Source organism: Variovorax sp. P4_B11, assembly GCF_056402355.1.
On record NZ_JBFUHO010000001.1, the window covers coordinates 284257 to 297171 of the forward strand.

Below are 12915 nucleotides of genomic sequence, written 5' to 3' on the forward strand. Positions count from 1 at the left end.
TTCCTGTCGACACGCTTCGCTTACGATCGAACCATGGATGCATCCACTGCCGATACCCATCTCGCGCGCCTGGCCGGTGCGATTGCCGAGCCTGCGCGGGCGCGCATGCTCTGCTGCCTGATGGACGGCCATGCGCGCACCGCGACCGAACTGGCGGCGGTCGCCGATGTGGCTGCGTCGACCGCCAGTTCGCACCTGGCGCGGCTCAAGGCGCAGCGTCTCATCGACTCGGTGCCGCAGGGCAAGCATCGCTATTTCCGGCTGGCGGGTGGTGAGGTCGCCGCGGCGCTGGAGAGCCTGCTGGTGGTGGCGGGCGTCTCGCGCAGCCTCTTCAAGCCCCGCGCGCCCAGCCCGTTGCGGGCGGCGCGCACCTGCTACGACCACATGGCGGGGACCGCCGGCGTGGCGTTGCACGATCATCTTCATGCCCGGGGCTGGCTCCAGCCGTCGAGCGGCGAGGGGCAGGCCTACGACCTGACGCCGGACGGCGAGCGCGCGCTCGAGGCCCTGGGCCTCGACGTCCGCGCCGCCCGCGGCAAGCGCCGTCGATTCGCCTGCGCCTGCCTGGACTGGAGCGAGCGACGCCCGCATCTGGGCGGCGCGCTGGGTGCCGCGCTGCTACAGCTTTCCTTGCAGCGCGGCTGGGTGCGGCAAGACCTGGACAGCCGTGCGCTGGCCCTGATGCCGCGGGCGCGGCGCGAGGTGCCGGCGCTGTTCGGCTACTGAAACGCCACTTCCGCGAAGCTGCGCAGCTTTCGGCTGTGCAGCCGGCTCGAGCCTTCCTGGCGCAGGATGTCGATCGCCGCCATGCCGATGCGCAAGTGCTGCTCAACTCGCTCGCGGTAGAACTGGTTGGCCATGCCGGGCAGCTTGATCTCGCCGTGCAGCGGCTTGTCGCTGACGCACAGCAAGGTGCCGTAGGGCACCCGGAAGCGGAAGCCATTGGCCGCGATGGTCGCGCTTTCCATGTCGAGCGCGACCGCCCGGCTCTGGCTGAAGCGGCGCTGCGGCTGGTTGCCCGGCAGCAGTTCCCAGTTGCGGTTGTCGGTGCTCGCCACGGTGCCGGTGCGCATGATCTTCTTGAGTTCGGGGCCCTGCGTGCCGGTGACTTCCTCGACCGCCTTCTCGAGCGCGAGCTGGATTTCCGACAGCGCCGGGATCGGCACCCACAGCGGCAGTTCCTCGTCGAGCACGTGGTCCTCGCGCACGTAGGCATGGGCCAGCACGTAGTCGCCGAGCTGCTGCCCTTGGCGCAGGCCGGCGCAGTGGCCGAGCATCACCCAGGCGTGCGGGCGCAGCACCGCCACGTGGTCGGTGATGGTCTTGGCATTGGCCGGGCCGACGCCGATGTTGACCATGCTGATGCCGGTGCAGTCCTCGCGCACCAGGTGGTAGCCGGGCATCTGCGGCAGGCGCGGTGGTGCCGTGCCCTGGGAGCCGTCGAGCAGATCGCCGAATATCGGGCTCGAACCCGCGGCCAGCCCGCGGCGCCGCGTGACCACGTTGCCGGGTTCGATGAAGGCGATGTACTCGCTGTTCGGGTCGGTCATCGCCTCGTGGCCGAGGCGCACGAATTCGTCGATGTAGAACTGGTAGTTGGTGAACAGCACGAAGTTCTGGAACCACTCGGGCGCCGTGCCGCTGTAGTGGCGCAGCCGGTGCAGCGAGTAGTCGACCCGCGCTGCGGTGAACAGCGACAGCGGCTGCGCTTCGCCGGGCCGGGCCTCGTAGGTGCCGTTGGCGATGCCGTCGTCCATGGCGCCGAGGTCGGGCAGGTCGAACACGTCGCGCATCAGCGCCCGGCGTTCGGCGCTCATGGTGCCTTCGATGTGGTCGTTCTCGGCAAAGGAGAAGTGGATCGGGATCGGCTGCGTGCTGGTGCCGATCTCGAGCTCGACCTGGTGGTTCTCGAGCAGCAGCCGGAACTGTTCGCGGTAGTAGCGCGAGAACAGGTCGGGGCGGGTCAGCGTGGTCTCGTAGCGGCCCGGGCCCGAGACGAAGCCATAACTCAGGCCGGCGTTGGCTGCCGGCGTGCGGCGCGAGACCGTGTGCGTGTGGACGCGAACGAAGGGGTAGCAGGCGCGCACCCGGCCCGACAGGCTCTCGCCGGCGACGAAGCGCTGCATCGCCTCGCGCAGGTGCTGCAGGCCGCCGTTGTAGATCAGGCGGATCTGTTCCAGGGCGGCGTCGGGATCGGTGAAGCGGGCGGGCGCGATGAAGGCAGGCATGTAGGGCATGCCGTCATTGTGCAATGCGGCGGTACCCGCCGCGAAGTCATGTCAGTGCCCGCCCGGCCGCCCGAAGGGCACTGAGCACCCCCTCGGGGGGCAGCGATACGCGAAGCGATGAGCGTGGGGGCTTTTCAGTGCCCGCCCGGCCGCCCGAAGGGCACTGAGCACCCCCTCGGGGGGCAGCGATACGCGAAGCGATGAGCGTGGGGGCTTTTCATCTCATGGCGAGGCCGGAGCCAGCAGGCAGGCCAGCACCTTGGCGAGCATGTCGTCGACGCCGGTGGCCGGTACCGCGCCAGGCAGTTCGATGTCGCCATGCATCACGAACACCGGCTTGCCCCACTTGAGACCCATCGCCATTTCCGACAGCGTCCCCATGTTGCCGCCGATGGCGATCAGGCACACCCCGCTGCGCGCGATGATCGCATTGCGCATCTCGCCCATGCCCGTGGGGACGGCCACGCTGAGCCATTCGTTGGCGTTGCGGTCGTCATCCTCGGGCAGGATGCCGACGGCGATGCCGCCGGCTTCGGTGGCGCCGCGCGAGGCCGCGGCCATCACGCCGCCGCGGCCGCCGCAGACGATCGCCATGCCCGCGCCAGCCAGCGCATGCGCCACCGCATGGGCGGCCTCGCACTCGGCCGGCCCGCCGTCGCCGGGGCCGAGGATGGCCACGGGCTGAAGGTGGCGCATCGGCCCCCGCTGCTGCTGCGCGAGGCGCGCCAGCGCTTCAATGACCGGCGCCGACAGCACCACGCTCGCGCCTTCGCGTAACGACATCACCCACTCCCATCACGATCACACACGCCACCATCAGCACCAGCGACAAGGCCGCTGCCACCGCGAAATCCGAACCGCCGTCACCCACCTGCGCGAGCAGCATCAGCGGCAGGATGTTGAGCTGGGTCCCCACCAGCGCCAGCGCGGTCCCGTAGGTGCCCATCGCGATCGCGGCCACCATGCAGGCGTTCGACAGCACCGAGGGCGCGACCTCGGGCACCACCGTGTCCCAGAAGGCCCGCGCCCGCGACGCGCCCAGCGTGCGCGCCGCCTGCGCCGGACGCGGGTCGAGGTTGGCGAACACGGGGTAGAGCGACAGCGCCACGCGCGGAATCAGGTAGTACGCATAGGCAAAGCCGAGGCCGGAGACGCTGTAGATCCAGCTGCCGATGGCCGCCGGGTCGGCCCCCAGGCCCGCGAGCAGCTGCGTCACGAATCCGGCGCGGCCGAAGGCCAGGATGAAGCCGTAGGCGATCACCAGGCCCGAAAAGGCCAGCGGCAGGCCGAGCAGCGTCATCATCCATTGGCGCCGCGCCGCAGGCTGGCGCGCGAGCTCGATCGCGATGCAGGTGCCCACCAGCGCCGACACCGCGCCGGCGGCCAGCCCGAGCACCAGCGTGTTGCGCAGCGCGCCGAAGAACAGCGGGTTGCCGAACAGCCGGCCGAAGGCGCTGCCGCCGCCGCTGAAGGCTTCGGGCAGCAGTGCCGCCAGCGGTGCCGCGAAGAACAGCGCCATGAAGGCCCAGGCGGGCCAGGCGCCAAAGCGTCGCATGCCGGCCTACTTGCCCAAGGCGGCCTGGGCCCAGAGGCGGTCCACCTCGGCCTTGCGCTCCGAGGCCTTCACCACGTCGAGCGGGCGGATCTGCGGCGCCGGCGGCATCTTGGCCGCGACGTCGGCGCCGAGGGGCGTGCCCGGCACGGCGGGGCGCACGAAGCCCTGCGCGAACAGCGACTGGCCGGCCTCGCTCATGATGAAGTTGAGCCACAGCTTGCCGGCATTGGGGTTGGGGCCGTTCTTCACCAGGCTGATCGCGTAGGGCGCCGCCACGCTGGCCTCCTTCGGAATCACGACTTCGACCGCGTCGCCCATGCCGTCGACATGCTTGGCCTTGAGGCCATCGTTCTCGTAGCTGATCCAGACCGGGATCTCGCCCTTCAGGAACTTGGCATACGGCGTCGTGCCTTCCACGCGCAGCACGTTGCCGGCCGCGTGGAGCTTGCCGAGATAGTCGGTGCCGGGCTGCACGTTGTCGACGCTGCCGCCGTTGGCATAGGCCGCGGCGAAGGTCAGCACCTGCCCGATGCCGGTGGAGCGCGGGTCGAGGTACACCACCGTGCTCTTGAACTCGGGCTTGAGCAGGTCGGCCCAGCCGGTGGGCACGTTCTTCACCAGCTTCTTGTTGACCAGGAAGGCGATGTTGAGCGTATGGATCGTGAACCAGCGGCCCTCGGCCTCGCGGAACACGGGCGGGAGCTGGTCGAAGTTGACCGGCTTGAAGGGCGCGACCACGTCCTTCTTCGCGGCATCGACGCCCGAGGCCGCGAAGTAGTAGGCGGTGTCGGCCTGCGGGCGTCGCCGGGTCTTCTCGAGCGCGACCACCGTGGCGGCCGAACCGATGTCGTTGTAGGTCAGCTCGATCTCCGGGTAGCGCTTCTTGAAGTCGCGGAACAGCGATTTCCAGTTGGCCCACTCGGGGCCGGTGTCGAAGGAGACGCACAGGCCTTCCTTCTGCGCCTCGGCGTAGAGCGCCTTCTCGCCCGCATAGAGCTCGGGGCCGTCGAAGGCGAAGGCGGTGCGGGCCGCGAGCGCGGCCAGCGGCAGTGCGCCGGCGGCCTGGATCAGATGTCTGCGTTGCATGGTGGCTCCTCGGTGGACGGGTGATGACGAAGGCCGGTGCTCAGTGGTCGAGCAGGCGGAGATGTTCGGGGGCGATGGCGATCGCCTCGGTGGCGGGTGCGGGCGATTCCGCGAGGAAAGGCCTGGCAGCGCCCGCCACCTCGAAGTCGTAGCGCGTGAGCGCGCCCAGGTAGCGCTGCGCGACGCTGCGGCCTGCCAGGCGGTTCGCGCCCCCGGGCCGCGGATCGGGCTCGATGTGTTCGGGCCGTACCAGCACGTGCACGGGGGTGCCGACGGCGCGGCTGCCGGTGAGGGCGGAGAGTTCGGCGAAACCCAGGTCCAGCCGGTCGGCGCCGCTGACCGTCGCGGGCAGGATCGTCGACAGCCCCACGAACTCGGCCACCGCGCGGCTCGCGGGGCGCTCGTAGATTTCACGGGGCGTGGCGATCTGCAGCAGCCGGCCGTCCTTGAGCATGGCCACGCGGTCGGCCATCACGAGCGCTTCCTCCTGGTCGTGCGTGACCAGCAGCGTGGTCGCGTTGAAGCGCTGCTGGATCGACCGGATCTGGTCGCGCAAATGGCCTCGCACGCTGGCGTCGAGGGCGGAAAGCGGCTCGTCGAGCAGCAGGGCGCGGGGGTCGATGGCGAGCGCGCGGGCCAGTGCCACGCGCTGCTGCTGCCCGCCGGAGAGCTGCGCCACCGCGCGCTGCGCCTCGTCGCCCAGTCCCACGATGTCGAGCAGTTCCTGCGCACGGCGCCGCCTTTCCGGCGTCGCCACCTTGCGCAGCTTGAGCCCGTAGGCCACGTTGTCGAGCACGCTCAGGTGCGGAAAGAGCGCGTAGCTCTGGAACACCATGCCGATGTGCCGCTGGTGCGCGGGCCGGCGCGACATGTCTTCGCCGTCGAGCGCGATGCGGCCCGCGTGGCCCGTCTCCAGGCCGGACACCAGCTTCAGAAGCGTCGACTTGCCCGAGCCGCTGGGGCCGATCACCGCCACCAACTCGCCGGTGCGCACGTCGAGCGAGACATCGTGCAGGCCGTGCGTGCTGCCCGGGTAGTTGTAGCTGACCTTGTCGAGGAGGAGGCTCACTGGAGTACCTTCGTGCTTCGCACTGCGGTGCGAGCTTGCTTGGGGCGGCCCGGCACGGCGCTCATGGCTGGACAACCTTCGCGCCGCGCGCTGCGGCGCTGGCCTTGGGAGCGGCCCGGCGGCTCGTGGGCTGCTTCGCCAAGGAGGAAGAAAGAAGGGCCGACGCACTCGCCAGCACCAGCAGGATCACCGTGGCCGCACAGGCGAAGCCGGTCGCGCCATAGAAGGCCTGCAGCAGCACCACCGGATAGGTGCGGTTCTGGAAGCTCGTGAGCAGATTCGAAACGCCGAACTCGCCGACCGAGATGGCAGCGACCATCACCAGCCCGCTGAGCAGGCTCTGCCGCAGGTTCGGCAGCACGATGCCGGTGAACTGCTGCCAGCCCGAGGCGCCGAGCGTCGCCGCCGCCTGTTCGAGCCGGCCGAGGTCGAGATGGCGCAGGTCGGTCAGCAGCGTGTTCGTGAGGTACGGCAGCGTGAGGATCGCGTGCGCCGCGATCAGCAGCGTCATCGAGCCGAGCCACGGCGCGAGGTCGGTGTTGAAGACGATCATGTAGCCGAAGGCCAGCGTGATGGCGGGCACCGCGACCGGCGTGGCGCTGACGATGCGCGCGCCCAGGCTGCCGCTGCGCCGCGCGCCGTGGTGCAACGCGTAGGCCAGCGGCAACGCCAGCACCGTGTTGATCGCGCAGGCCGACATCGCCACCACGAGGCTGCTCACGAAGGCCTTGCGGAACGAGCGGTCGAGCCAGAGGTCGAGGTACCACTGCCCCGTGACGCCGGTGGGCAGCAGCGTGTTGGTCCAGTTGCCGCCCACGCTGCCGACCAGCAGCAGGACGATGGGCAGCAGCAGGTAGAGGCCGTAGAGGAGCGAGATGGCGCGAACCAAGGGTTGTCTCCAGTGTCATGGTCACCCGGCATACTTTCCGGATGCGCTACTGTCCGCACAAGGAGTGCCCGCAGCGTTCATTCGATTTTAGAGAGCACATACAAGCCGATGGATGAAAGTTGGATGACGATGCTTGAGCAATTGGAAAATGTTTTTCACCGAATTTTCATCAATGGGAGCCCCGCATGAAGCGTGACTGCCCCACCATCCAGGAGTTGCTGGCCTTCGACGCCGTGGCGCGCCACCAGAGCATCACGCTCGCGGCCGGTGCCTTGTGCATCACCGTGAGCGCGGTCAGCAAGCAGATCGCGGGGCTCGAGGCTTTTCTCGGGCGCGAGCTGCTGCAAAAGAACGGCCGCGGCGTCCAGCTCACGCCGCAGGGGCGCGTGTACTGGCAGAAGATCTCGGGCGGCCTGCGCGCCATCGAGACGGCGACCTTCGAAGCCCGCTCGGGCAATGCCGGCGCGGGGCTGCTGACGCTCGCGAGCGTGCCCACCTTCCTGACCAAATGGCTCATTCCGCGGCTGCCGGCCTTCAGCCAGAAGAGCCGCCACGTGATGCTGAGCTTCAGCCGGCACCTGGAGCCCGGCGACGGCATCCCCGCGGGCGTCGATGCCGCCATTCGCTACGGGCCCGACGGCTGGCCCGGCGTGGTTTCCGAATACATCGCGGGACGGGAGTTCGTGCTGATCGTGGCGCGGGCGCTGGTCGAAAGCCGCCATCGGATCGCGCGGCCGGCCGACATCCTGGGCCATACGCTGCTGCATCACGAGGGGGCGCCCACCGCGTGGCGGCAATGGGCCGCGCAGCACGGCGTGCCCGAGGTGCAGACGATGGCGGGCCCGCGCTTCGCCCAGTACTCGGCGCTGATCCAGGCGGCGCTCAGTGGCCTGGGCATTGGCCTGGTGCCCAGGCTGCTGGTGCACGAGGAACTCGGCGAGGGCGCACTGTGCAGCCCCTGTGGTTCGCCCGTGAACGTGGACCAGGGGCACTACCTCTGCTATCGGCCCGACCGCCTCGACATGCCGGCCTTCGCGGCGTTCCGCGAGTGGGTGCTGGACGAGGGGCTGAAGTCGCGCGGCGAAGAGGCCTGATGCGACCGTGCCGATCGTTCGGCACCGGAGGGCTCAGGCCGGCGCCGGGCCGCCCCAAGGCGGCCTGCGGCCCCCTCGGGGGGCAGCGACCACACGCAGTGAGGGAGCGTGGGGGCTCGTTTCAACCCGGCATCGGTTCCCGCATCGTCACGAACTCCTCCGCCACCGTCGGGTGGATGCCGATGGTGCTGTCGAACATCGCCTTGGTGGCGCCGGCGCGCATCGCGACCGCGAAGCCCTGCACGATCTCGCCGGCGTCGGGGCCGACCATGTGCAGGCCGACCACGCGGTCGCTGGCCTTGTCGACGATCAGCTTCATGAAGGTGCGCTCCGGGCTGCCGGACAGCGTATGGCGCAGCGCCCGGAATTCGCTCGAATAGAGCGTGATGGCACCGAACTTCATGCGCGCCGCGGCTTCGGTGAAGCCGCAGGTGCCGATGTTGGGATGGGTGAAGACGGCGGTGGGCGTGTAGTCGTAGTCGAGCCGCCGCTGGCCCTTGCCGAACAGCGTGTCGACCACGGCCATCGCCTCGGCCAGCGCCACCGGCGTGAGCTGCTGGGAGGTGGAGACGTCGCCCACCGCGTAGACCGAAGGCACCGAGCTGCGGTAGCGGGTGTCGACCACCACGCGGCCGCGCTCGTCGAGCGCGATCCCCACGGCCTCCAGCCCCATGCCCTGGGTGTTCGGAACCCGCCCGGTGGCGAACAGGATGGCGTCGGCCTCCACCCGCTGGCCCCGCGACAGGATCGCGCACAGGCCGCTGTCGAGGCGGCGGATCGAGGCGATCTCGGTGTTGAAGCGGATGTCGACGCCGGCACGCCGCATCTCCTTGGCCAGGAATTCGCGGATGTCCTCGTCGAATTCGCTCAGCAGGTGGGCGTTGCGCTGCAGCTGGACCACCTGGGCGCCCAGGCCGTTGAAGATCGAGGCGAACTCGCAGGCGATGTAGCCGCCGCCCACCACCAGCAGCCGCTTCGGGAAGGGGTCGAGATCGAACATCGCGTCGGACACGATGACATGCTCGCGCCCGGGCAGGTCCGGCACGTAGGGCATGCCGCCGGTCGCCAGCAGCACGTGCTCGGCGGTGCAGCTGCGTTCGCCGACCTGCACGGTGTGGCCGTCCGCCAGCTGCGCCCAGCCGTGGATCAGCGTTGCACCGGCGCCTTCGAGCAGGCTGCGGTAGACCTCGTTGAGCCGCTTGATCTCGCGCCCGCGGTTGGCCTTCAGCCGGTTCCAGTCGAAGCGCCGCTCGCCGAGGTCCCAGCCGAAGCCGGCCGCCTCCTCGAAGGCTTCCGCGTAGCCGGCGGCGTAGCTGTAGAGCTTCTTGGGAATGCAGCCCACGTTGACGCAGGTGCCGCCCAGTTCGGCGCATTCGGCCAGCGCCACGCGGGCGCCGCGCTGGGCCGCCATCCGTGCGGCGCGCACGCCGCCGCTGCCGCCGCCGATGACGAAAAGGTCGAAGTCGTAGGTGCGCATGGGAACTCCTTCGCGCCGACTGTAGCCGGCGCGAGGCGTTGCCGCTGGGCGGCGCCTAAGGGCCTGTTCACCCTATTTCCGGGGATCGCGTTGCCACGCGAAGGGGCTGGATGCAAGGCGCCTGCGCGCAGCAAGGCTTTCGCCTTGCATGTGCCAACGCACATGCCGCGTCGCGCGCCTTGATTGGCCCGTCCTGGCAGGCCTTCGCGACCCCGGAAATAGGGTGAACAGGCCCTAAGGGCGGTCCTGCTGCGGCGCGCCAGGCCTGTCGGGCACCGGAATGCCCGAGCGCTGCGGCCCGCGAGCTTCACCCGGCACCCGGGCCGGCTGCTGCATCTGTAGCGCGCGCTGCTGCATTTCCTGCGCCTGGCGGACCGTGTTGGCCTGTTGTGCCTGTTGTGCCTGTTGTGCCTGCTGGGCGTGCAGCATCTGCTGTTGCGCCTGCATCAGCTGCTGTGCGCGCTGGGCCTGTATCTGTTGCGTGGCCTGCAATTGCTGGGCTTGCGCCTGGGCCGCACGCTGCTGCGCCTCCTGCTGCTGGCGCTGGGCCTGCTGCTGCAGTTGAAGTTGTTGCTGTGCCTGTGCTGCTTGCGCGGCGCGTTGCTGGGCTTCGATCTGTTGCCGCTGGGCCTGCTGCATCTGCTGGGCCTGTTGCATCTGTTGTGCCTGTTGCAGCCGCTGGGCCTGCTGCAGTTGCTGCGCTTGCTGCATCTGTTGCGCCGCCTGCGCCGCCTGCGCCGCCTGCGCTTGCGCCGCGCGCTGCTGCAACTGCTGTTGCTGCTGTTGCTGCTGTTGCTGCTGGATCTGCTGCTGAGCCTGTTGAAGCTGCTGCGCTGGCTGCGACGGTCGCACCTGCTGGAACTGCCGAAGCTGCATCGCGGACTGGGGCGGGGGCGGCGCGGCGGGGCGACCGAAACCACCGCGCCCGTGATCGCCGAGCGGTATCGGCGCCCCCATCCCGACCGGCACGCCGGTCATCCGGTCGGCCGGCAGGCGGACCACATCGCGGCGGCCGATCGGGCCGCGGCCGAAGACGTCCGTGGGCACCACCGTGACCGCGCCAGGCCACTGCGGGTTGGCGAAGCCGGCTCGGCGCGCCGCGAGCTGCCGCTGGAAGGCGGCGCGATTGGCCTCGTCGACATAGCGCTGGCTGGCGCGGTAGCCCGGCCGCCAGGGCTCGCCGGGCGCCAGCGGGAACCAGCCGACGCCGTTGCGGCCGCCGCCGATCGCGAGACTCGCGCCGGCACCGGCGGCACCGCCCACGAAGCCGACCAGCGCGGGCGCGTACACCGGGCGCGCGTGCCGCTGGCCGGGCACCCAGCCCCAGCGCGGACCGATGCGCGCCCAGCGGCCGTAATGCGCCGGCGCGAAGCCCCATGGCGCGGCGTCGATCCAGGTCCAGCCCCAGGGCGCCACGTCGACCCATTGGCCGTCGCGGTAGGGCGCCCAGTCGGGGTCGACATTGCGCGGATACCAGACGCTGCCGTAGGTCGGATCGTTTTGCCAGTCGCCGTAGGCGTCGAGCTGCTGGTAGCCGACCACTTCGCGCGAGACGTAGCGGGCCGAGATCGACAGCTCCTCGATGCGGTCCCGTTCGGCCACCCATCGATCGAAGCCGTTGTCGGCTCGAACCGGTGCGCCGCTCGCGGCGGCCAGGTTGCGGCCCGAGGCGATGAACTGCTGCTGGGCAACCAGGTCGACGGATTCGCCGCCGTCACCGAACAGCGTGACCCGGCCCGCGGCCACGGCGACGCGGGTGGTGCCGGCGGCCGGGTCGGTCTCGATCCGGTAGTCGCCGGGGCCTTCGACCACCACCGCGAGGTTCGCGGTGTCGATCTCGAAGCGCCGGCCGTCGAGCGCCTCGCGCACCCGCACCTGCAACTTGCCTTGCGAGGCCGTGAGGCGGGCCGTGACGTCGTCGAACTCGGAGAGGGTGATGCCGGTCTGCTCGTCGAGTCGCAGCGTGTCGGCGCCGAGGTGCAGTTCGGCCCGTGCATTGTGGTCGGTCCAGAGCCGGTCGCCGGCGGTGAGCGGGCGGTTGGGGCCCAGTTCGAACCAGTCGTTCTCGCCGGCCGGCGAGAAGCTGACCGTGCCCTGCTGGAAGTTCAGGCTGCCGACTCGGCCAGGGGGATCCTGCTGGGCGGCCGCGGGCAGGCCGGCCAGCAGCAACGCCAGGCCCAGCAGCCAAGCGGCCGTGCGGCCGCGAAGATCGGGGAAGGGGCGGATCATCGAAGGGCTCTTTCGTCTCTTCGCATACAACGCGCGAGGGCGGCTCCGCGCTGGCGTCCGCTTTGCAAAGCAGGGCAATATTTCAGCGCTGCACGCAACCGCATGTAAGCCGGCCCGCCGCTCGACCGCGGGGCGGAGCGGCTGTCAGGGCATGGCGCTGGCGAGCGCGTTCCGGTGGCCCAGGAAGAAGCGCAGCATCTCGGCGCTGGCATCCGGGCCCGACGGGTCGGTGTAGGAGCCGCGCGCATCGCCGCCCGACCAGGCGTGTCCGGCGCCGTGCAGCAGCCAGTGCTCGACCGTCGGCACGCCATCGGCATCCGCATGCACCTGCCGCGTGAAGCCCCGGCCCTGCGTCGACCGGCCCGGGGATGCCTGCATCGGGGTCGCGACCCTGTCCTGGCCCGCCACCGCGGCCGCGACCAGCGCCTCGCCGTTGCGGGCGTTCACGGTGCTGTCGGCATCGCCGTGGAAGACGATGGTGGGCACGGCGGGGCCGCCCGTCCCGGCACTGGCGGGCCCGCTCCTCATCGCGGCCAGCGCCGACATCAGGTCGCTGGCCGCGCCGCTCGGCAGCCCCGAGTGAACGCCGACCGCGGCGAACAGGTCGGGGTAGCCGCGCCCGAGGATGTCGGCCATCGCACCGCCGGCCGACAGGCCTGCGACATAGACGCGCGCGGGATCGACATCGTGCGAATCCATGACCGACCGGGTCAGCGCGGCCAGCAGGGCCGGCTCTCCGCGCCCGCGCTGCTGGTGCTGCGGCTTGAACCAGTTCCAGCACCTGGACGAGTTGGCGTGCTGGGTCTGGGCCGGGTAGAGGACCAGGAATCCGTGCGCGCGCGCCAGCCGGTTCATCTGCGTGCCGGCGGCGAAATCCTCCGGGTTCTGGGTGCAGCCATGCAGCATCAGCAGCAGCGGGCGGGGACTGCCGGCGCCCTGCTCGGGCACGAAGAGCTTGTACGCGATCGGCCGGTGCTGGTGGGCGAACAGTCCGTCGCTCCATTGCTCGATTCCAGGCTCGATGCCGCCGCTTTCGTGCGCGGGCGCCTCTTCCGGCGCCGGTTCGACCCGGCGGGCCTCGACGTCGACGACCAGGGTTTCGTCGTTGGCCGCGGGCATGCGGCTCTCGCGCTCCGCCGCATCGGGCGTCGCGGCGCCGCCGCGCAGGGCGCGCTGGATCGCCCGGGTCGCTTCCTGCAGGTTGCCCCTTTGGGTGAGGAGGGTGGCTTTGCGCATCAGGCGTTCGAACAGGGGATTCATTGGGGGCCTTCGGAGAGGAAAAAGAGGC

At 70.3% G+C, this 12915-nt stretch carries 11 protein-coding genes; 2 read left to right on the forward strand and 9 right to left on the reverse strand.

Going from position 1 to position 12915, the window contains the following annotated elements; genetic code table 11:
• The first annotated feature begins 33 nt into the window (after window positions 1-33).
• On the forward strand, window positions 34-726 hold the full coding sequence (locus AC1DYD_RS01495) for an ArsR/SmtB family transcription factor (RefSeq protein WP_478170962.1): 693 nt from the start codon (window positions 34-36) through the stop codon (window positions 724-726).
• Here the strand turns inward: AC1DYD_RS01495 and AC1DYD_RS01500 are convergent.
• The 6 genes from AC1DYD_RS01500 to AC1DYD_RS01525 form a co-directional block, all read right to left on the reverse strand.
• On the reverse strand, window positions 720-2237 hold the full coding sequence (locus AC1DYD_RS01500) for an AMP nucleosidase (RefSeq protein ID WP_478170963.1): 1518 nt from the start codon (window positions 2235-2237) through the stop codon (window positions 720-722). The two genes, AC1DYD_RS01495 and AC1DYD_RS01500, sit on opposite strands and share 7 nt — an antisense overlap.
• 213 nt (window positions 2238-2450) lie before the next feature.
• Window positions 2451-3011 carry a TIGR00725 family protein gene (locus tag AC1DYD_RS01505; protein ID WP_478170964.1) on the reverse strand — a complete coding sequence of 187 codons (561 nt, stop codon included), beginning with the start codon at window positions 3009-3011 and terminating at the stop codon, window positions 2451-2453.
• The gene (locus AC1DYD_RS01510; protein ID WP_478170965.1) at window positions 2962-3783 is read right to left on the reverse strand and encodes an ABC transporter permease; all 822 of its coding nucleotides are present in this window, start codon (window positions 3781-3783) and stop codon (window positions 2962-2964) included. The genes AC1DYD_RS01505 and AC1DYD_RS01510 overlap by 50 nt, the downstream gene beginning before the upstream one ends.
• A 6-nt stretch (window positions 3784-3789) precedes the next feature.
• Window positions 3790-4869, reverse strand: coding sequence for an extracellular solute-binding protein (locus AC1DYD_RS01515; protein WP_478170966.1), 1080 nt, complete (start codon window positions 4867-4869; stop codon window positions 3790-3792).
• Window positions 4870-4909: 40 nt separating this feature from the next.
• A complete protein-coding gene (locus AC1DYD_RS01520) occupies window positions 4910-5938 on the reverse strand; it encodes an ABC transporter ATP-binding protein (RefSeq protein ID WP_478170967.1) in 1029 nt (342 codons plus the stop codon).
• 61 nt (window positions 5939-5999) lie between these two features.
• Entirely contained in the window at window positions 6000-6827 is an 828-nt protein-coding gene (locus AC1DYD_RS01525; RefSeq protein WP_478170968.1) for an ABC transporter permease, read from the reverse strand.
• Window positions 6828-7012: 185 nt separating this feature from the next.
• On the opposite strand from AC1DYD_RS01525, the gene AC1DYD_RS01530 reads away from it, so the two are divergent.
• A complete protein-coding gene (locus AC1DYD_RS01530) occupies window positions 7013-7921 on the forward strand; it encodes a LysR substrate-binding domain-containing protein (protein ID WP_478170969.1) in 909 nt (302 codons plus the stop codon).
• Between the two features lie 121 nt (window positions 7922-8042).
• Here the strand turns inward: AC1DYD_RS01530 and gorA are convergent, their stop codons facing one another.
• The 3 genes from gorA to AC1DYD_RS01545 form a co-directional block, all read right to left on the reverse strand.
• Window positions 8043-9398, reverse strand: a complete 1356-nt coding sequence (gene gorA, locus AC1DYD_RS01535) for a glutathione-disulfide reductase (protein ID WP_478170970.1) — start codon at window positions 9396-9398, stop codon at window positions 8043-8045.
• A gap of 234 nt (window positions 9399-9632) precedes the next feature.
• On the reverse strand, window positions 9633-11627 hold the full coding sequence (locus AC1DYD_RS01540) for a DUF6600 domain-containing protein (protein WP_478170971.1): 1995 nt from the start codon (window positions 11625-11627) through the stop codon (window positions 9633-9635).
• A gap of 144 nt (window positions 11628-11771) precedes the next feature.
• Window positions 11772-12887 (reverse strand): extracellular catalytic domain type 1 short-chain-length polyhydroxyalkanoate depolymerase, encoded by a 1116-nt coding sequence (locus AC1DYD_RS01545; protein WP_478170972.1) that lies wholly within the window; start codon window positions 12885-12887, stop codon window positions 11772-11774.
• Window positions 12888-12915: the final 28 nt, after the last annotated feature.

Bases quoted from the DNA above. Each gene is read 5' to 3' on its own strand.
- AC1DYD_RS01510 (WP_478170965.1), bottom strand. From the start codon at position 3,783: ATGCGACGCTTTGGCGCCTGGCCCGCCTGGGCCTTCATGGCGCTGTTC.
- AC1DYD_RS01515 (WP_478170966.1), bottom strand. From the start codon at position 4,869: ATGCAACGCAGACATCTGATCCAGGCCGCCGGCGCACTGCCGCTGGCC.
- AC1DYD_RS01530 (WP_478170969.1), top strand. From the start codon at position 7,013: ATGAAGCGTGACTGCCCCACCATCCAGGAGTTGCTGGCCTTCGACGCC.
- AC1DYD_RS01495 (WP_478170962.1), top strand. From the start codon at position 34: ATGGATGCATCCACTGCCGATACCCATCTCGCGCGCCTGGCCGGTGCG.
- AC1DYD_RS01540 (WP_478170971.1), bottom strand. From the start codon at position 11,627: ATGATCCGCCCCTTCCCCGATCTTCGCGGCCGCACGGCCGCTTGGCTG.
- AC1DYD_RS01500 (WP_478170963.1), bottom strand. From the start codon at position 2,237: ATGCCCTACATGCCTGCCTTCATCGCGCCCGCCCGCTTCACCGATCCC.
- AC1DYD_RS01505 (WP_478170964.1), bottom strand. From the start codon at position 3,011: ATGTCGTTACGCGAAGGCGCGAGCGTGGTGCTGTCGGCGCCGGTCATT.
- gorA (WP_478170970.1), bottom strand. From the start codon at position 9,398: ATGCGCACCTACGACTTCGACCTTTTCGTCATCGGCGGCGGCAGCGGC.
- AC1DYD_RS01545 (WP_478170972.1), bottom strand. From the start codon at position 12,887: ATGAATCCCCTGTTCGAACGCCTGATGCGCAAAGCCACCCTCCTCACC.